The sequence below is a fragment of the Xanthomonas sp. WHRI 6106 genome (genome assembly GCF_040202405.1).
Lineage (GTDB): Bacteria > Pseudomonadota > Gammaproteobacteria > Xanthomonadales > Xanthomonadaceae > Xanthomonas > Xanthomonas cannabis.
In genome coordinates, this window is the sequence record NZ_JBEGFC010000008.1 from 31,900 (window position 1) to 49,874 (window position 17,975).

15 protein-coding genes are annotated in these 17,975 nt (G+C 66.1%); 3 read left to right on the forward strand and 12 right to left on the reverse strand.

The genetic code is table 11. The annotated features are described in order from the left end of the window. Window positions 1-62: 62 nt before the first annotated feature. Window positions 63-2,174, reverse strand: coding sequence for a methyl-accepting chemotaxis protein (locus ABQZ09_RS12840; RefSeq protein ID WP_349777060.1), 2,112 nt, complete (start codon window positions 2,172-2,174; stop codon window positions 63-65). A gap of 627 nt (window positions 2,175-2,801) precedes the next feature. On the opposite strand from ABQZ09_RS12840, the gene ABQZ09_RS12845 reads away from it, so the two are divergent. Beyond that, window positions 2,802-5,657 (forward strand): hybrid sensor histidine kinase/response regulator, encoded by a 2,856-nt coding sequence (locus tag ABQZ09_RS12845; RefSeq protein WP_349777061.1) that lies wholly within the window; start codon window positions 2,802-2,804, stop codon window positions 5,655-5,657. A gap of 159 nt (window positions 5,658-5,816) precedes the next feature. On the opposite strand, the gene ABQZ09_RS12850 is transcribed toward ABQZ09_RS12845, so the two are convergent. Beyond that, window positions 5,817-6,161: a response regulator gene (locus tag ABQZ09_RS12850; RefSeq protein WP_039409498.1), complete on the reverse strand. Its 345-nt coding sequence runs from the start codon at window positions 6,159-6,161 to the stop codon at window positions 5,817-5,819. Between the two features lie 298 nt (window positions 6,162-6,459). Between ABQZ09_RS12850 and ABQZ09_RS12855 the strand changes: the two genes are divergently transcribed. Together ABQZ09_RS12855 and ABQZ09_RS12860 are read left to right on the forward strand one after the other, a co-directional pair. Next, complete coding sequence (locus ABQZ09_RS12855) at window positions 6,460-7,974, forward strand: ATPase domain-containing protein (RefSeq protein ID WP_349777062.1); 1,515 nt, start codon at window positions 6,460-6,462, stop codon at window positions 7,972-7,974. Then, complete coding sequence (locus tag ABQZ09_RS12860; RefSeq protein ID WP_503019077.1) at window positions 7,937-10,033, forward strand: PAS domain-containing protein; 2,097 nt, start codon at window positions 7,937-7,939, stop codon at window positions 10,031-10,033. Before ABQZ09_RS12855 ends, ABQZ09_RS12860 begins: the two co-directional genes overlap by 38 nt. A gap of 174 nt (window positions 10,034-10,207) precedes the next feature. Here ABQZ09_RS12860 and ABQZ09_RS12865 read toward each other — a convergent pair whose 3' ends face one another. The 10 genes from ABQZ09_RS12865 to ABQZ09_RS12910 all read right to left on the reverse strand — a co-directional run bounded on the left by ABQZ09_RS12865 (window position 10,208) and on the right by ABQZ09_RS12910 (window position 17,968). Continuing rightward, a complete protein-coding gene (locus ABQZ09_RS12865) occupies window positions 10,208-10,900 on the reverse strand; it encodes a tetratricopeptide repeat protein (RefSeq protein ID WP_503019079.1) in 693 nt (230 codons plus the stop codon). Continuing rightward, window positions 10,900-11,385: a cytochrome c-type biogenesis protein gene (locus tag ABQZ09_RS12870; RefSeq protein WP_349777064.1), complete on the reverse strand. Its 486-nt coding sequence runs from the start codon at window positions 11,383-11,385 to the stop codon at window positions 10,900-10,902. The genes ABQZ09_RS12865 and ABQZ09_RS12870 overlap by 1 nt, the downstream gene beginning before the upstream one ends. Beyond that, window positions 11,382-11,924 (reverse strand): DsbE family thiol:disulfide interchange protein, encoded by a 543-nt coding sequence (locus ABQZ09_RS12875; RefSeq protein ID WP_166743160.1) that lies wholly within the window; start codon window positions 11,922-11,924, stop codon window positions 11,382-11,384. The genes ABQZ09_RS12870 and ABQZ09_RS12875 overlap by 4 nt, the downstream gene beginning before the upstream one ends. Further along, window positions 11,921-13,909: a heme lyase CcmF/NrfE family subunit gene (locus ABQZ09_RS12880; RefSeq protein ID WP_349777065.1), complete on the reverse strand. Its 1,989-nt coding sequence runs from the start codon at window positions 13,907-13,909 to the stop codon at window positions 11,921-11,923. Before ABQZ09_RS12880 ends, ABQZ09_RS12875 begins: the two co-directional genes overlap by 4 nt. Window positions 13,910-13,972: 63 nt before the next feature. Beyond that, window positions 13,973-14,443: a cytochrome c maturation protein CcmE gene (ccmE, locus tag ABQZ09_RS12885; protein WP_039409431.1), complete on the reverse strand. Its 471-nt coding sequence runs from the start codon at window positions 14,441-14,443 to the stop codon at window positions 13,973-13,975. Then, window positions 14,440-14,646 carry a heme exporter protein CcmD gene (gene ccmD, locus ABQZ09_RS12890; protein WP_228313806.1) on the reverse strand — a complete coding sequence of 69 codons (207 nt, stop codon included), beginning with the start codon at window positions 14,644-14,646 and terminating at the stop codon, window positions 14,440-14,442. The genes ccmE and ccmD overlap by 4 nt, the downstream gene beginning before the upstream one ends. Further along, window positions 14,643-15,401, reverse strand: coding sequence for a heme ABC transporter permease CcmC (gene ccmC, locus ABQZ09_RS12895; protein ID WP_184557130.1), 759 nt, complete (start codon window positions 15,399-15,401; stop codon window positions 14,643-14,645). The genes ccmD and ccmC overlap by 4 nt, the downstream gene beginning before the upstream one ends. Before the next feature lie 10 nt (window positions 15,402-15,411). Then, window positions 15,412-16,737 carry a S8 family serine peptidase gene (locus ABQZ09_RS12900; protein WP_166743156.1) on the reverse strand — a complete coding sequence of 442 codons (1,326 nt, stop codon included), beginning with the start codon at window positions 16,735-16,737 and terminating at the stop codon, window positions 15,412-15,414. Continuing rightward, on the reverse strand, window positions 16,734-17,378 hold the full coding sequence (locus ABQZ09_RS12905) for a zf-HC2 domain-containing protein (protein ID WP_047696831.1): 645 nt from the start codon (window positions 17,376-17,378) through the stop codon (window positions 16,734-16,736). The genes ABQZ09_RS12900 and ABQZ09_RS12905 overlap by 4 nt, the downstream gene beginning before the upstream one ends. Continuing rightward, a complete protein-coding gene (locus ABQZ09_RS12910; RefSeq protein WP_179455132.1) occupies window positions 17,375-17,968 on the reverse strand; it encodes an RNA polymerase sigma factor in 594 nt (197 codons plus the stop codon). Before ABQZ09_RS12910 ends, ABQZ09_RS12905 begins: the two co-directional genes overlap by 4 nt. Window positions 17,969-17,975: the final 7 nt, after the last annotated feature.

Below are 17,975 nucleotides of genomic sequence, written 5' to 3' on the forward strand. Positions count from 1 at the left end.
TAGGTCGACGCCGAGACGATGGCCGCAACCATTGCATGCGCGTTGAACGCGATCATACGGGCTCACAGCACCGTTGCATTGACCTTGAAGACTTCCACTGCGCGGGTGAGTTGCGTGGAGTGCTCCTCCAACGCATGCGCGGCGGTGCTGGCGGCTTCCACGAGGCGCACGTTTTGCTGGGTGGTTTCGTCCATCTGGGCGATGGTGTGGTTGACCTGTTCGATGCCGCCGGCCTGTTCCTGCGAGGCGGCGGAAATATGTCCGATGATGTCGGTGACATGCTGGACGCTGGTGACGACTTCGCCCATGGTGGTGCCGGCCTGATGCACCAGGGTCGAGCCATCGGCCACGCGCTGTACGGAATCGTCGATCAGGCGTTTGATCTCCCTCGCTGCATCCGATGAGCGGTGCGAGAGCGTGCGGACTTCCGACGCGACTACCGCAAAACCGCGGCCTTGTTCGCCTGCGCGCGCGGCTTCGACAGCGGCGTTCAACGCCAGAATATTGGTCTGGAAGGCAATGCCATCGATGACGGAAATGATGTCGGCAATGCGTTTGGAGGAGGCTTCGATGCCGGACATCTGCTCGATGACCTGGCCGACCACATCGCGACCTTGCGAGGCGATGGCGGCCGCGCCAAGCGCGAGCTGGTTGGCGCGGCCTGCATGCTCGGCGTTCTGCTTGACGGTGGAGGTCAGCTCTTCCATCGAGGCGGCGGTTTCTTCCAGGCTGGCCGCCTGCTGTTCGCTGCGACGGGTCAGTTCCTGGTTGCCACCGGTGATGTCTTCGGCGGCGAATCCGATGCTGTTGGACGTGGTCTGGATGCGCGTCACGATATCGGTGAGGCGGTGCACGGTGCTGTTGGCGTCGTCGCGCATGGATGCAAACACGCCGTGGAAGTTACCGGACATGCGCACGGTCAGGTCGCCGTCGGCGATGGCGCGCAGCAGCTCGGAGAACTTGGCCAGGTTGGTGTCGGAGGTCGCCATCATGGTGTTGAGGTTCTCCACCATCAGGCGGAAATCGTGCTCGAACTTGTCCGGCTGGCCGCGAAGTGCGAAGTCGCCCGCGCAGGCGGCCTGGGTCAGTGCGTGGATCTGCGCGTTGATCGCGCGCAGGTTCTGCTTGACCTGCTGCATGGTGGCGGTGATGGCGGCCTTTTCGCCAGGATACTGTTCGATTTCCGGTGCCAGGTCGCCGACTGCATAGCGGCCCATGACCTCGGTCATGCGCAGCTGCGTCTGCACATGTGCGTGCACCAATGCGTTGGTGTCCTGCACCATGTGGCCGTACTCGCCGGGGAAGCGCTGCGCATCGGTGCGATAGCTGATCTCGCCGGCATCGTGGCGCGATGCCATGGTGCGTTGTGCGGAGATCACGTCCTGCAGGCGATGCTGCATAAGCTGCATGGCGCGCAGCAGTTGGCCGGATTCGTCGCTGCCGGTCGGGGCGTCATGGCTGCGCAGGTCGCCTTCGTTGATCCGCTGGGCCAGCTGCAGCGACTGACGCAGCGGCAGCACCACGCTGCGGGTGAGCAGGAAGGCGATGGTTGCGCCGAGCAGCAGCGCGGCGACGGTGGAGATCACCATCAACATCGCAAAGCCACGCGCGGTGGCGACGGCCTGCTTGGCCGCTGCGCGGTTCTTGGCTTCCTGCAGGTCGATGAAGGCGTTGATGCTGGCCAGCCAGTCGATGAAGGCCGGGCGTGCTTGCTGCAGCAATTGTTGCTCGGCGTGCAACCGGTCCGATGCATCGCGGAACGAGCGCACCTGCGTGATCAGCGGCATGGTGCGCTGCTCGATGGACTTGATCTGCTGAAGGATGGCTTTTTCTTTTGCGTCGGTCGAAGCCGCGATCATGTCGTCGAGCGGCTGCGCGGAACGGGCGTAGTCGGCGGCGAGCTTGTCGATCAATTGCTCGGCCGCGTGGCGGTCGGCTGGCGCGTCCATCAGGACAACATCGCGCAAGGCGATCGCGCGATCATGCACGCTGCCGCGAAAGTTGATGGCGTAACGCTGCTTGACGCTATTGACCTCGTTGATGGCGGTCAGTTGCTGGTCGATGCTCCGTACGCGCTGGATGCCGACCACGGTCAGGATCACCATCAGCACGATGATGGACAGAAAGCCGAGCGCCAGGCGCTGACCAATGCGCAGATTCGAAAGGAGATGCATAGGGTTCGATCGGTGATCCGACAGCGGGATGGCAGGAGTCCCCGCGGCAATGGCGAGGCGAAAGGCGCGATACGGCCGTGGGCAGCGCAAGGCCGCTGCGTCGGGTGTGTCTCGACCTATCCGTTAGCGGCCTCGGCCAGGAGAACTGAACTTTGCAGCCCGGGGGATTCAGGTGCGGTTGCTGCGTCCGGGGCGGCGTCGAGCCGCCAGCAAGCTCGCCCGGGTGGCGTCGGCGATGCGTGGGCGCGCGAAGCCCGAGCCGAGCCCGGAGCGGAGCTGGCATGACCCACATCGTCCGGTGGAGACGTCATGCCCGCCGTGTAAAGCCGTTCTGCCAAGGCGCCTGTCTCCACCCACTCCCGGCCGGAGTACGGTAGCCAGCGAACAACCGCTGCCGAGCTGGCAGGTAATCGATTCAGTGGCGTGTCGCCCGTTCGCTGGACGCCGTCGGTCGCAGGCAAGATGATAGGCGCCCGGCGTGTGTGTCGCCTGTCACCCACGCGCCGATTCCTGAGTCTTCCCGATGGTCACAACGATGCTTCCATGGTCGACAGGTCACCTGGCCCCCCGTAGTGCTGCACTTGCGCGTTGCGCTGCACGCAGTGGCGCGCCATGGTCGTGCGCTGCATGAGCGCGGCATTCCCGCATGGCGATAGCACGATGGCGCAGGCGGTCCGTGCCCATGACTGGAGCGGCACGCCACTGGGGCCGCCCGCGCAGTGGCCGTTGCCGTTACGAAATGTCGTCGATCTGATGCTCGCCTCGCCCGAAAGCATGTATGTGGTCTGGGGGCAGGCGCTGACGTTCTTCTACAACGATGCCTATACGCCGATCCTGGGGCCGCGCCAGGCACAGGCATTGGGTGCGCCGCTGCGCGAGTTGTGGGCCGATGCCTGGGATGCCGTGCGTGCGCCGATCGAGGCGGCATTTGCCGGGCGCGCGTCGCGCTTCGAAGAAGTGCCGATCGCGATGAACCGTTATGGCACGCCCGAAGACACCTGGTGGACGTTCTCGTTCTCGCCGATCTATCTCGACGATGGCAGCGTGGGTGGCGCGTTCTGCGTGACCAACGAGGTGACCGCACGCAAGGTGGCGCAGGCGCGGTTGGCCGACGAGCACGAACGCCTGATCCGCCTGTTTGAGCAGGCGCCGATGTTCATGGCGTTCTTGAGCGGGCCGCAGCACGTCGTCGAGTTCGTCAATCCGTGTTATTCGCGCCTGATCGGTCACCGCGACGTGATCGGCCGCCCGTTGGCCGAGGCGCTGCCCGACGTGGTGGCGCAAGGACACCTGGCGCGGCTGGATGAGGTGTTTCAGTCCGGACGTGCGTATTCGGCCACGGCGCTCGCCTACGACGTGCAGGCCGTGCCGGGCGGGCCGACCGAGCGCCGGCTGCTGGATCTGGTCTATCAACCGATCGCCGGTGCCGACGGCACGGTGTCGGGCATCTTTGTGCAGGGGCTGGACATTACCGACCGCATCAGCCTGGAACGCGCGGTGCGCGAGGCCGAAGTGCGCAACCGGCAGATCCTGGACAGCGTCATGGACTACGCGATCATCGCCACCGACATGCGCGGCCGGGTGACCTCGTGGAACGAGGGCGCACGCCGCATTCTGGGGTGGAGCGAGAGCGAGATGCTCGGGCAATCGCTGGAGCGTACGTTCACACCGGAAGACCTGGAAAGGCGGCAGATCCTCATCGAGGCTGCCGCCGCGCTGGAAAGTGGCAGCGGCATGGACGAACGCTGGCACGTGCGCAAGAGCGGCGAACTGTTCTGGGCCAACGGGTCGTTGATGGTGTTGCGCGAAGAAACCGGCGCGGCGATCGGTTTCGTCAAGGTCCTGCGCGACCGTACTGCCGAGCGTCTGGCCAGCGAAGCCTTGATCAGGAGCGAGCGCCGCCTGGATGCGCTGGTGCGCGCCTCGTCGCAATCGATCTTCTCTGCGGCTGCCGACTGGAGTGCCTTGCGCCAGCACGTGCGCGACGGGCTGCTCAACGACAGCCTGCCGGCGAACGCGCGCTGGCAACAGGACTGGGTGTATCCGGACGATCGCGCGCTGTTGTCGAGCGCCATCGGTGCGGCGATCGCTGGCAAATCCGGGCTGGAGCTGGAGCTGCGGGTGCTGGATGCCAGCCAGCGCGTGCGCTGGACCCTGCTGCGTGCAGTGCCGCTGCTGGATGCGCACGGCGCGATCGAAGAATGGTTCGGCACTGCATCGGACGTCACCGACAGACGCCAGGCCGAAGAGCAATTGCGGCTGCTGACCGAAACCCTGGAAGAACGCGTGCGCGAGCGCAGCGCGGCACTGCTGCTGGCCGAAGAAAAATTGCGCCAGAGCCAGAAGATGGAAGCCGTTGGGCAGCTGACCGGCGGCCTGGCGCATGATTTCAACAATTTGCTGACCGCCATCACGGTGGGGCTGGAGCTGCTGCAAGCGCGCGTGCAGCAGGGTAAATACGACCGGCTGGAACGCTACGTGGAGATGGCACAGACCAGCGCCGCGCGCGCGGCGGCGTTGACGCAGCGTCTGCTGGCGTTTTCGCGTCGGCAGACCCTGGCGCCCAGCGCACTGGAAGTGGAGGCACTGGTGCATGGGATGCGCGAGATCATCGCGCGCACCCTGGGGCCGTCGATCAGTTTGCAGGTGATTCCGGCGGCCGACGCCTGGAAGGTGCTGGTGGATGCGCCGCAGCTGGAAAATGCCTTGCTCAACCTGTGCATCAATGCGCGCGATGCCATGCCCGATGGTGGCGAGCTCACCATCAGCCTGCATAACCGCTCGCTGGATCACGCTGCGGCCCAGCTGCTGGAGTTGCCGCCCGGCGACTATGTGTGCCTGAGCGTGCAGGACACCGGTACCGGCATGAGCGAAGAGATCATGTCCAAGGTTTTCGAGCCATTTTTCACCACCAAGCCCATCGGTCAGGGCACCGGGCTGGGCCTGTCGATGATCTATGGGTTCACGCGCCAATCCGGCGGGCATGTGCGTATCGAATCGGACGTTGGAGTGGGTACCACCATGGCGCTGTATCTGCCGCGCTTCATGGGCGAGCAGGTGCATGACGAAGGGCCGGCCACGCAGGATGATCCGCAGCGGGCAACGATGCACAGTTGCACGGTGTTGCTGGTCGAAGATGAAACCGCGATCCGTGTGCTGATCTCCGAAGTGCTCACGGACGCCGGGTATCGCGTCATCGAGACGGCCGAGGGGAGTGCGGCAGTGGAGCGCCTGCGGTCAGCGGAAACCATCGATGTGCTGGTAACCGACGTCGGTCTGACCGGCGGCTTGAACGGGCGCCAGGTGGCCGATGCGGGCCGGCAATATCGCCCGATGCTGCCGGTCCTGTTTGTCACCGGCTATGCGGCGACCGCGGCCGTGGGAGCAGGGCAGTTGGATGACGGCATGGAAGTGCTGACCAAGCCCTTCCTGGCAGCTGACCTGGAACGGCGCGTGGCGCAGTTGCTGAAGCGGCGCCCGTAGTGAGTCAGGGCGGTGTGCGGTCAGGCGTGGAGACACGGCGTGACCGCGAGACGAGGCGCTTCAGGCGTTGTGCTCTCCACCGCGCAGCGGGAGCAAAGCCGCCGGCATCTGCTGGGGTGTGCTCCAGCGTAGCGGCTACACGTGGCACTCGGCGACGCGTTACAACGCTTTCTGGACAATGCCCAACAGGTCGCGTAACGAAAATGGTTTTGGCAGCAGACGCATGCCGGTATCCAGAAAATCCGCGCGCTTGGCAATCGCACCGGCATAGCCGGTCATGAAGACAATCGGTAGCGCGGGATACAGGCGCCGCGCATTGTCGGCAAGGTCGCGTCCGTTCATGCCGGGCAGGCAGATATCCGAAAGCAGCAAGTCAAACGGACACGCCGTGGTGAGTTGCTGCATCGCCTGCTCGGCGTCAGCGGACACAACAACCTGATAGCCCTCGTCACCCAGAATGTCTGCGGCCATCGCACGGATGGCATCGTCGTCTTCAACCAACAGAATGCGTGCATTGCCTGATGCGTCGTTCACTGCCGTCCTCGAGCGAGCGCAACGGCGCGTTCGCTTCCATCGACCACGCTATGCGTATGCGCGTGACGGATGTGTCGGAGTTGCCACAAAGCCGGCGGCGTAGGCGAGCAAGATCCTCGCAAGTTTTTGTGCGATTCGTCGCCGGAGGTAAAACGTTAGCGGTGTCACGGCAGGAAGGCGATAAAACACACAGCGCGTCAAGCCAAACAAGCTGATCAATTCAGTCCCTGACGCGGCTGTATCACCGGCGCATGATAAATTCTGCGGCATGGAAAACGTAAAGCCGATGATCGCAAACCGTATCACCACCGGGACGACGGGGCTTGACACCATCCTCCGCGGTGGCCTGCCCGCCAACCGGTTGTATCTGCTCGAGGGCCAACCGGGCTCCGGCAAGACCACGATGGCGCTGCAGTTCCTGCTCGATGGCGCGGCCAGGGGCGATAGTTGCCTGTATGTGACTTTGTCGGAAACCATCGACGAGCTGACCGAAGTGGCCGCCTCGCATGAGTGGTCGCTGGAGCCGCTGCATATTTTCGAGCTGGCCTCGGCCGAAGCGTTCCTGGGCGACGGGCGTCAGCAGTCCATCCTGCATCCCTGGGAAATGGAACTGGATGGCACGATCAAGCTCATCCAGGCCGAGGTTGATCGGGTCAAGCCCACGCGCGTGGTGTTCGATTCGTTGTCCGAGTTGCGATTGCTGGCGCAGGATTCGCTGCGCTACCGGCGGCAGGTGCTGGCGCTCAAGCAATTCTTTGCCCCACGCAATATCACCGTGTTTCTGGTGGACGACCTGACCGGGGAACATGGCGAGCGCGATGCCCATCTGCACAGCCTCTGCCACGGTGTGGTCTCGCTGGAACGCATGACGCTGGATTTCGGTGCGGCGCGGCGGCGCATGCAGGTGCAAAAGTTGCGCGGGGTCAATTTCATCGCTGGCTACCATGATCTGACGATCGCCACCGGTGGCATGCATATCTATCCGCGTCTGATTGCCTCCAACCATCACGTGCCGTTCGTTGGCGATGCGGTGTCCAGTGGCGTGGAGCGGATCGATGCGCTGCTGCATGGCGGCCCGCTGCGCGGTACCAGCACGCTGTTGACCGGACCGGCCGGCTCGGGCAAGACGAACGTGGCGCTGCAATATGTCAACGCGGCCTGCGAGCGTGGCGAGCACTGCTGCGTGCTGGAGTTCGATGAGCGCACCGGTACCCTACTGACGCGTGCACAAAGCCTGGGCATGGATTTACGCAAGCATCTGCAGTCAGGTTTGCTGGAGCTGCATCAGATGGATCCGGCCGAACTGACACCCGGCGAGTTTGCCTGGGCCGTGCGCGAAAGCGTGGAAAAGCGCAACTGCCGTGTGCTGGTGATCGACAGCCTCAACGGGTACCTGTCGTCGATGCCGCAGGAAAAGCAGTTGATGTTGCAGATACACGAGCTGCTGTCGTATCTCAATCAGAGCGGCGTGACCACCTTCCTGATCAATCCACAGCATGGCCTGGTGGGGACGATGTCCACCGGCAACCTCAACGTGTCCTACATGGCCGACACCGTCATCCTGTTCCGCTTCTTCGAAGCGCAGGGCCGCATCCGCAAGGCCTTGTCGGTGATCAAGAACCGCAGCGGCGCGCACGAAGACGCGATCCGCGAACTGCAGATCGGCACGGCCGGTCTGCAGCTGAGCGAGCCGCTGGAAAAATTCCATGGCGTGCTGACCGGCACTCCGCAGTTCGTCGGAGACGATGCGCCGTTGCTGGGGCGTCCCCTTGGCCAGTTGTGAGGCAGACGGCTCGATCGTTCACATCATCGCGCCGTTCGGCCGCGATGCCCAAAGCATCGCCGGCATCGTCAGTGAGCACGGACTGACCCAGAAGGTGTATGGCACGCTGGCCGCGCTGGCCGGCGACCTGCTCGACAGTTCCGGTGTGGTGGTCCTGACCGAAGAGGCCGTGGGTGGCGATCTGCAACAGCTGCAGCAGATCCTGCAGGCCCAGGCGGCCTGGTCGGACATCCCGTTCGTGCTGTTGCGTGCGCCGCGCGGCAGCCATGCCGGGCGGCGGGCAAGCCTGCCGCCGGAGATGACCAACGTCATCGAGCTGGAGCGGCCACTGAGTTCGTCGTCGTTGCTGAGTGCGATTTCCACCGCGCTGCGTTCGCGCCAGAAGCAGTTCGTGATCCGCGATCAGATGGCACAGCTGGCCGAGAGCAGGGCAGCGCTGGCGCTCAGCGAAGCAGAGCTGCGTCGTGTCACCGATGCTCTACCGGTCTTGATCGCGTTCATCGACAAGCACCTGGTCTACCGCTTCGCCAACCGTTCGTATGAAGACTGGATCGGGATCCCGCCGCAGGATGTGATCGGGCGGCCGCTGGTGGACGTGGTGGGGCCCGCGGTGGTGGCCGAGCGTCGCGCGTGGATCGAGGCGGCACTGGCCGGGCGCGCGCTCACGGTGGAAACCAGCTGGCCGCATGCCGATGGGCGTCGCCGCGATGCCGAGATCCGCTACATGCCGCGTTTCGATGCGAACGGCCAGGTGGACGGGTTCCATGTGTTCGCGACCGATGTCACCGCGCGGGCGCTGGCGATGGAATCGATCCAGCAGCAAGCCACCGTGCTGGAGGCCAAGGTGGCCGAGCGCACGGCCGAGCTGCAGCAGCAGATGCAGGCGCGCGAGTCCAGCGAGGCAGCGCTGCGCCAGGCGCAGAAGATGGAAGCGGTGGGCCAGCTGACCGGCGGCATCGCGCACGATTTCAACAACATGCTGACCGGCATCCTGTCTGCGCTGGATCTGGCGCGCCTGCGCATCGATCAGGGGCGCACCGAAGGGCTGGGGCGGTTCCTGGATGTGGCGTCGGCCTCGGCGCTACGTGCGGCCGCGTTGACGCAGCGGCTGCTGGCGTTTTCGCGCCGGCAATCGCTGGAAGCGCGGCATCTGCAATTGAACGATCTGGTGGTGTCGCTGCAGGATCTGCTGGCGCGCACGCTGGGCGAATCGGTACGCCTGGAAACCGATCTGTGCAGTGCATTGCCGCAGGCCTACGTCGACGAAAACCAGCTGGAAAGCGCGCTGCTCAACCTTGCCATCAATGCACGCGATGCGATGCCCAATGGTGGGTTGTTGCGCATCGCCACGCGGCATCTGCAGGTCCAGGCGCAAGGGCTGGAGCTTGGACGTGGCATCAGCCTGGCGCCGGGCGACTATGCGGTGGTGTCGGTCACCGACACCGGCACCGGCATGCCGACCGATGTGCTGGAGCGGGTGTTCGAGCCGTTCTACACCACCAAGCCGATCGGGCAGGGTACCGGCCTGGGCATGTCGATGATCTACGGCTTCATGCAGCAGTCCAACGGGCAGGTGTGGGTGGAGTCGCAGATTGGTGCGGGCACCACGGTCAGCCTGTATCTGCCGGCCGGGGTGCCCGTGCCGGGTGCGGTGTCGGAGCCCCAGAGCGGTGCGGTGGTGGCCGGGCAGGGGCAGCAGGTGCTGGTGGTGGAGGACGACGAACAGGTGCGCCTGCTGGTGACCGAGTTGCTGGGCGAATTGGGTTACCAGGCCGAGGTGGTGGCCGATGCCGATGCCGCGTTGCCGATCCTGGCGTCGCCACGGCGGATCGACCTGCTGGTCACCGACGTCGGCCTGCCCGGGCTCAACGGCCGCCAGCTGGCGGAAATCGCGCGGCAGTCGCGCCGCGATCTGCCGGTGATCTTCATGACCGGCTACGCCGAAACCGCGCGCGACCGTGGCGAGTTTCTGGCCGAGGGCATGAGCATGATCGCCAAGCCTTTCACGCTGGGCGAGTTCAGCGGCAAATTGCACGAGGTGCTCGGGCCATCGCCGTGAGCCCGCGGAGCGCAGCCTGGCGCGCTGTTGCCGGTCTGCGGCGGTGACCGCAATCGCGGTGTCGTGCCGCTGCGCTCCGCGGCACACACAGGCGCCGCAGTAAGGCTTGCGGCGGTGGCGGGCGAGACGCGTCGCGCGAGCCGGCCGCCGTGGGCGGTATGTCGCGGTGGAGGTCTAGCGCGCAGCGCGCCCGGATTGCCGCTCGGTGGCCAGCGCTTGCGCCACGGCAATCTTGTCTGCCACCGCCTTCTGCATGGGCGAGCCGGTCTCCAGCAAACCGTGCAGGTGACGCCAGTGCGTGGTGGCGGCCGCGTAGTCGTGCTGCTGGAAATCACTGATGCCAAGCAGCCACAGCCCGCGCTGGTTGTCCGGCTCGCGCACGATCACCTGTTGCAGGCGCGTGCGTGCGGCCGCGTCGATCGCAAAATCGTCATGCGTGGCCATGTCGGCAGCAATCCAGCCGACGATGGCTGCGCTGGTGTCCGGCGCAAGCTTCAGGGCCTGTGCGTACGCGTCGCGCGCCTCGGCGGGGCGGTTGTTCTGTTCATGATCCTTGGCCTGCTGCATCCATGCATCGAGCGCCTGCAGTTGGGCGTCGTCGGCAACCGGGGCCTGTGCCTGTGGGCGGTCGGCAACGGCGGTGTGCGTGTTCTGGGGCGGCGCGGCGTCGATGCGCGGCGCGATCGCATCGGGTGTGCCCACCAGCCGATACAGCCCGGCAGTGGCGAGCGGCAGCCCCAGCGCCAGCAGCACCGGCAGCGTGTAGTGCGCGGCGCCGTGGCGCGTGGGCTTGCGCAACAGCGGCAGCAGCAAGAGCAGCAGCGCAACGAGCACCAGTGCGGCGCTTGCGAGGTAGAAGCCTGTCATCACCAGTCGTCCTCCGGCCGCGGCGCCACCGGCGTGCCGGCGCGTGCGCGCTGGTGCACGGTACGGGCCACCACCACCGCGCCGGCGACCAACATCAGCGCCGGCCCGAACCACAGCAACCAGGTGCTGCGCTTGACCGGCGGGTCGTACAGCACGAAGTCCGAATAGCGGTCGACCATGTACTGCTTGATCTGCGCATCGCTGCTGCCGGCCTGCAGCTGCGCAAAGACCTGGTGGCGCAGGTCGCGCGCCAGGCTGGCGTTGGAATCGGCCAGGTTCTCGTTCTGGCACACCAGGCAACGCAGCTGCGCGGTCAGCCGCTGATAGCGCGCTTGTTCGGCGGCATTCTTGAACGGCAGCGGGTCCACTGCCTGCGCCTGGAGACCGGGCGCAAGCAGCAGGCCCAGCAGCAACACCAGCAACAGCCGCAGCTGCCGCGCCTGTTGCTGCCGATGTGCCTGCAGCCCACGGTAACGCCCGATCACGGCGCCCCCCTGGGCAGCGCAGCAATGGCCGGCAGCAGCTCGTCGTTGATGACATCCGGGGTCAGCACGCCGATGTGCTTGTAGCGGATCATGCCGTGCGCATCGATCAGGAAACTTTCCGGTGCGCCGTAGACGCCGAAGTCGATTGCGGTCTGGCCGGTTTCGTCGGCAAGCACCACGGCATACGGATTGCCCAGGCGTGCAAGCCAGGCGGTGGCATCGGCCGGCGCGTCCTTGTAGTTGTAGCCGATCAACGGCACGCCAAGGCGTTGGGCCTGCGCCATCAGCACTGGGTGCTCGTGCACGCACTCGGCGCACCAGCTGCCGAACACGTTGAGCACGTACGGCTTGCCCAGCAGCTGGTCACGGGTGACGTGCCGCGCGGGCTGATCCAGCTGCGGCAGCGAGAACGCCGGGGCCGGTTTGCCGATCAGCGGCGAGGGCACCTCGCGCGGGTTGTGTTGCATCGTCCAGTAGATGCCGAAGCCGAACAGGGCGGCCACCACCAAAAACCCCAGCAGGGGCAGCATGCGATTCACGGGTGCGACTCCTGCGCGATGACCAGGCCATCATGTGCGGGGACTGCGTCCGGCCTGGCGGCGCTGACCGGTGCACGAAAGCGCCGTGCGCAGGCGCTGACGAAACCGCCCAGCATCATCAGCAGGCCGCCGGCCCAGATCCAGCGGATAAAGGGCTTGTAGTACAGCCGCAGCGTCCAGTCGTATTCGATGTGTTGATCGTCCAGCGGCTCGCCGAGTGCCACATACAGGTCGCGGGTGATGCCGGGGTCGATCGCCGATTCGGTCTGGATGCGCTCGCTGCCGTACAGGCGTTTTTGCGGATGCAGTTGCGCCACCACCTGGCCATCGCGACTGACCTGCACGCTGCCTTGTTCGGCCTTCCAGTTGGGACCGTCGATCAATTGCACGCCGTCGAAGCGGAAGCTGTAGCCGGCGATCTCGGCGGTTTGCCCAGGTGCCAGGCGCACGTCGCGTTCGACCGACAGGCTTTCGGACACCAGCACGCCGGCAACGAAGACCGCCACGCCGGCATGCGCGATCAGCATGCCGGCCATTTCAGCCGGGAAACGCCGGCCGCGCGGCAGCTCGCGCCAGCGCTTGTAACCGTACAGCGCGGTACCGGCGGCCACCCAGGTCGCCACGCCGATGCCGGCGATGGCCTTGGCCTGTCCATCGGCAACGATGCTGCCGACCAGCGCGCAGGCAATCGCCGCGATGCCGGCACGGGTGCCGAGCGCCTTCAATGGCGCGGCATCGGCCTGGCCCCAGCGCAGGTAAGGGCCGAACGGCAGCAACAGCACCACCGGCAGCATCAACAACGGGAACAACAGGCCGAAGTAGGGCGGCCCTACCGAGACCTTGCCCAGGCCGAAGGCATCGGCAATCAGCGGGAACAAGGTGCCCAGCAGCACCATGGCGGCGGCCACAGTGAGCAGCAGATTGCCGATCAGGATCGCGGTCTCGCGCGAGGTCGCAGCGAACGGTTTGCCGCTGGCGATCCTGGGCGCGCGCAGCGCGTACAGCAGCAACGAGCCGCCGACCACCGCGACCAGGAAGATCAGGATGTAGAGCCCGCGGCGCGGATCGGCCGCGAATGCGTGCACCGAGGTCAGCACGCCGGAGCGCACCAGGAAGGTACCCAGCAGCGACAACGAAAACGCCAGGATCGACAACAGGATGGTCCAGGCGCGCAGGCTGCCGCGTTTCTCGGTGACCGCCTGGGTGTGGATCAGCGCGGTGCCGACCAGCCACGGCATGAAGCTGGCGTTTTCCACCGGGTCCCAGAACCACCAGCCGCCCCAGCCCAGCTCCGCATAAGCCCACCAGCTGCCGGCGACGATGCCGGCGGTGAGGCAGGCCCAGGCCACGTTGGTCCACGGCCGCGCCCAGCGCACCCAGGCCTGTTCCAGCTCGCCGCCCAGCAGCGCGGCGACCGCAAACGCGAACGCCACCGAGAAGCCGACGTAGCCGGTGTACAGCACCGGCGGGTGGAAGGTCATGCCCGGGTCCTGCAGCACCGGATTGAGCTCGTTGCCATCCAGCGGGATCGGCGACAGCCGCCCGAACGGGTTGGAGGTCAGCAGGATGAAGGCCAGGAAGCCCACCGACACCAGCCCCAGCACCGCCAGCACGCGGGCGGCGAAGTGCTGCGGCAGATGCCGGCTGAAGGCGGCCAGCAGCACCGTCCAGGTGGCGAGGATGGCGATCCACAGCAGCAACGAGCCTTCATGCGCGCCCCACACCGCGGCGAAACGGTAGTACCAGGGCAGGGCGATGTTGGCGTTGGCGGCGACATAGGCCACCGAAAAATCCAGCGACAGCAGCGACCAGGCCAGCAGGCCGAAGGCCAGCCACACGAATACCGCCTGCCCGGCGGCGGCAGGACGTGCGATGGCCATCAATGCGGGATTACCGCGCCAGGCACCGATCAGTGGCAACACGCCCTGTGCAAGCGACAGCAGTAACGCCAGGATCAATGCGATCTGGCCGAGTTCAGGCGTCATGGATAGGTCGCTGGGTGTAACCAAGAAGAGTCATTGCAGTGCCTTGCGCCAGCCGACGACGCATCAGCGCGGCGCAGACAGCGGCACGGCGGTGGCAGCAATCGGCTTGCCGACATGGCCTTCGGCCATCGCGTCTTTCAGTTCTTTGGGCATGTAGGTTTCGTCGTGCTTGGCCAGCACTTCGTTGGCGACAAACCGCCCGCCCTGCATGCGCCCGTTGGCGATCACCGATTGGTTGTCGCGAAACAGGTCCGGCAGGATGCCGGTGTACTCGACCTGGGTGGCTGCGTGTTTATCGATGACGGTGAAGCTGACGTTCAACGAGTCGCTGGCGCGCCGGATCGAGCCGGCCTTGACCATGCCGCCCAACCGGAATTGCTGGTAACCGGCCGCTTCGCCGGCGTGTACCTGGCTGGGAGTGAACAGATAGCTCATGTTCCGCTGCAATGCGAACACGATCAGCGTGCCGGCCAGTGCAGCGGCGGCCAGTGCGCCGATGACCAGCCACAGGCGCTGTTTGCGGGTAGCATTCATGGTGCGTCGCGCTCCAGTGTCGGCAAGGGCACATTGCGCTGGCGGCGCGGCGTCTGCCGCTGCAGTTGACCGCGCAGCTCGCGCGGCAGGCGCCGGCGCCGCAACCACGGCGATGCCAGATCGGCCAGCAGCACCAGCACGAACACCGCATAAGAAGTCCACACGTAGTGGCCATAGCCACCCATCGCCAGAAAGCTGCTCATGCGGTGCGCTCCGCCAGCACGATGCGGCGTGCCCAGTCCTTGCCGCCGTCCAGTGCCAGCAGCTCCACCCGTACCCGCCCGAACAGGCTGGCGATGTAATAGCACTTGGTGGCCAGCATCATGGTCAGCAGCGGCCATAGCATGTCTGCGCCCATCTTGGAGGGGCCGAGCAGGCGCACGGTGGAGCCCTGGTGCAGCGTGTTCCACCACACCACCGAGTAATGCACGATGGGAAGGTTGATCAGGCCCACCAATGCGAGCAGGCCGGCCGCGCGCATCGCCTGGCGGCGGTCTTCCACCGCGTAGTACAGGCCCAGCACGCCCAGATACAGAAACAGCAGCAGCAACTCCGAGGTCAGTCGCGCGTCCCAGGTCCACCAGGTGCCCCACATCGGCTTGCCCCACAGCGCGCCGGTGCACAGGGTGATGAAGGTAAAGGCCGCGCCGATCGGTGCCGACGCCATGGTCACCACCTCGGCCAGTTTGATCCGCCACACCAGCGCGATAAAGGCCGACACGCCCATCGCCGCATAGATGAAGAGGCTCATCCAGGCGCTGGGCACGTGGATGAAGATGATGCGGTAAGCGTCGTGCTGTTGATAATCCGGCGGCGCCAGCACCAGCCCGCCATAAGCGGCCACTGCGCCCAGCAGCAGCGCCAGTGCCAGCGCCCACGGACGCACGCGCCCGGCAAAGCGGTAAAACAGCGGCGGTGAGCTCAGCTTGTGCAGCCACAACGGGATCCACTTGGCCATGCCGGTGTCGTCAGTTGGAATGTTTGGAAGGCGACAACGCGTCGACCGCCGCGCCGGCATTGACCTGCAGCTGGCCATCGGAGACCTTGCTGGTGCGCTGCAAGAGCTCGCGCAGCGCGCTGGCGTCCATCGACGGCGACAGCGACAACAACAGCGCGGCCATGCCGCTGACGTGCGCGGTGGCCATCGACGAGCCGGAGGTGAAGTCGTAACGGCCGTTGGGCTGGGTGGTCAGGATGTCCTTGCCGGGTGCGCTGAGCACCCCGGGCATCGCCGCGCTGGCACTGCTGCTGCGCACCACCAGCACGCCCGGCACGTCGTTGGGAAACCCATCCAGCCGGCCGTTGGGCGGCATGGCGGCCACCACGATGCGGCCTTGCTGCACCAGGTGCAGCAGCATCTTGCTCAGCAGCGGGTCGGCCGGGCCGCCCAGGCTCAGGTTGACCACCCGCGCGGAGCTGTTGTTGATCGCCGCCAGCGCCTTGGCCAGGGTGAAGGTGTTGCAGCGGGCGGTGGCGCCGACCGTGGGCGCATACCAGCAGGCCTTATAGATGCTCAGCATGGCCTTGGGCGCCATGCCGACGATGCCTTGATGGTTGTTGCTGCCGGCGGCGATGATGCCGGCCACTTCGGTGCCGTGCGAATCGGTGCTGGTCATGACCGGCGTGTCGTCGACCAGATCGTGCACGTCGCGGATGCGCGTCTTCAGGTCGGGGTGGCTGGTATCCACGCCGGTATCGACCACGGCCACCACCACGCCACGGCCCTGGGTGACGGTCTGCGCGCTGGCGGCATCGGTGTCGATAAAGCCGCGCTGCATGTCCACGTACGGGTCGTTGTAGCCCGACAGCGGTGTGCTCTTTTCGGCGGCATCGGCAGAAAACACCGAGAAATCCTGCACCGGCTGCACCAGCTCCACGCCGTCGTCGTGGGACAGCGTGCTGACCAGTGCATCGCGCGACACGCCTTCTGGCGGCTGCAGCACCGCGCAGTACAGCCCCAGCGAGGTGATCGGCCAGCCGGAGACCTCGCGCAGTTTGTAGCGCCGCTTGATGGCTTCCATGCGCACGGCGGCCTTCTGCCCGGCACCGTAGTAACTGGAGGCGTAGCCGATCAGGCTGGAGCCGGCACGCGCCGGTGGTGCGCTGAGCGGATTGGCCACCGCCAGCAGGATGTCGCGGCTGGCATCGGGCGTATGCGCATCGGCCGGGGCGGATGCCGCGGCGATGGCGGCCATGTTCGCAGGGTCCTGCGTGGGCGCGGCAGCGTGCGCGCTGCCCTGCAGGCCCAGGCCGATGAGGGTGACGCACAGGCCGATGGCGAGAAGACGGCTCATGGGGCGGAGACGATCTCGGCCAGCCGGATGGCCGGATTGGCGCGCAGTTGCTGCACGGTCTGCTGCGGCTGCGGCTGCGGCGCGGCCGGCACCACGGTGTAGGCGCCCAGGTCGTTGGGTCCGGCGATGACCTGCAACTGCTGCGCGCGCAGCAGGCGATCCCAGTCGGCCACGGTCATCCTGGCATCGGGCACCACGCGGATGGCGCCCTGCGGCACCGGCAACGCGGTTGCGCTGCTCAGCGTGCGGTAGTCATGCGTGGGGGCCGGCGAGGCCAGCTTGACGCCCATGACGCCCAGGCCAATGGCCTGCACCAACGCGGCGGCGGCCAGTGCGCGCACCGTCCAGCTGCCGGAGCGGCGTACTGCCGGTGCCGGCGCGGTGCGCTGTTCCGGGGCATCCAGGCGGCCGAGCAGGCGTTGCAGCCCGGCATTGGGGTCCAGCGTGACGGCCGACGGCAGCGCCAGCGCCTGGCGCAGACGATTTTGCTGCGCGAACTCGGCGCTGCATGAGGCGCACTTGGCCACGTGCGCAATCAGCCAGCTGTGTTCTTCCTCGGTGGCGCTGTCCAGCAGGACGGCTGGCATCAGCTCCCACGCGTGCGAGCATTCCTTGCCAGGCGCGATGAAAAACGTCTTCATTGCATGGTCTCCGTGTAAGGCGCGCTGCCGGCCAGGCCGGGCAGCACGTTGCGTAATTTGACCCGTGCATGGAACAGCCGGGCTTTGATCGTGCCCACCGGGCACTGCATGATGTCGGCGACTTCTTCCAGCTTGTGGCCGACGCCGTAGACCAGTTCGATCACCAGGCGCTGATCCGGCGACAGGCGCTCCATGCCCTTGTCCAGCCAGTCGCGCAGCTCGCGGTCGTCGTTGTCGTCTGCACTGGGGGCGTGCTCTTCCACCACCGCGGTGTCGTCGATGGCCTCGCCGTCATGCTGGCGCAGGCACTTGAGCCCGCAGCGGTAGGCGATGCCCATGATCCAGGTCGACACCTGCGAATCGCCGCGGAAGTCGCCGGCTTTCTGCCAGGCGATCCAGAAGCAGTCGTTGATGGCCTCCTCGATGATGTCGGGGCGGCGGGTCAGGCGCGACAGAAACCGGCACAACCGCCCGTGATAACTGGTGTACATGCTGGCCAACGCGTCGCGATCGCCCGCCGCCATGCGGCGCAACAGCATGCGATCGGTGGCATCGCCCAGGGTGTCGGTGTCATTCATCGAGGCAGGCATGGCGTAG

Excerpts from the sequence above, each read along its gene's own strand:
- ccmC (WP_184557130.1), bottom strand. The coding sequence starts at position 15,401 with ATGGCCAAGTGGATCCCGTTGTGGCTGCACAAGCTGAGCTCACCGCCG.
- ABQZ09_RS12900 (WP_166743156.1), bottom strand. The coding sequence starts at position 16,737 with ATGAGCCGTCTTCTCGCCATCGGCCTGTGCGTCACCCTCATCGGCCTG.
- ABQZ09_RS12910 (WP_179455132.1), bottom strand. The coding sequence starts at position 17,968 with ATGCCTGCCTCGATGAATGACACCGACACCCTGGGCGATGCCACCGAT.
- ABQZ09_RS12880 (WP_349777065.1), bottom strand. The coding sequence starts at position 13,909 with ATGACGCCTGAACTCGGCCAGATCGCATTGATCCTGGCGTTACTGCTG.
- ABQZ09_RS12905 (WP_047696831.1), bottom strand. The coding sequence starts at position 17,378 with ATGAAGACGTTTTTCATCGCGCCTGGCAAGGAATGCTCGCACGCGTGG.
- ABQZ09_RS12865 (WP_503019079.1), bottom strand. The coding sequence starts at position 10,900 with ATGACAGGCTTCTACCTCGCAAGCGCCGCACTGGTGCTCGTTGCGCTG.
- ccmE (WP_039409431.1), bottom strand. The coding sequence starts at position 14,443 with ATGAATGCTACCCGCAAACAGCGCCTGTGGCTGGTCATCGGCGCACTG.
- ABQZ09_RS12840 (WP_349777060.1), bottom strand. The coding sequence starts at position 2,174 with ATGCATCTCCTTTCGAATCTGCGCATTGGTCAGCGCCTGGCGCTCGGC.
- ABQZ09_RS12845 (WP_349777061.1), top strand. The coding sequence starts at position 2,802 with ATGAGCGCGGCATTCCCGCATGGCGATAGCACGATGGCGCAGGCGGTC.
- ABQZ09_RS12855 (WP_349777062.1), top strand. The coding sequence starts at position 6,460 with ATGGAAAACGTAAAGCCGATGATCGCAAACCGTATCACCACCGGGACG.
- ABQZ09_RS12860 (WP_503019077.1), top strand. The coding sequence starts at position 7,937 with ATGCGCCGTTGCTGGGGCGTCCCCTTGGCCAGTTGTGAGGCAGACGGC.
- ccmD (WP_228313806.1), bottom strand. The coding sequence starts at position 14,646 with ATGAGCAGCTTTCTGGCGATGGGTGGCTATGGCCACTACGTGTGGACT.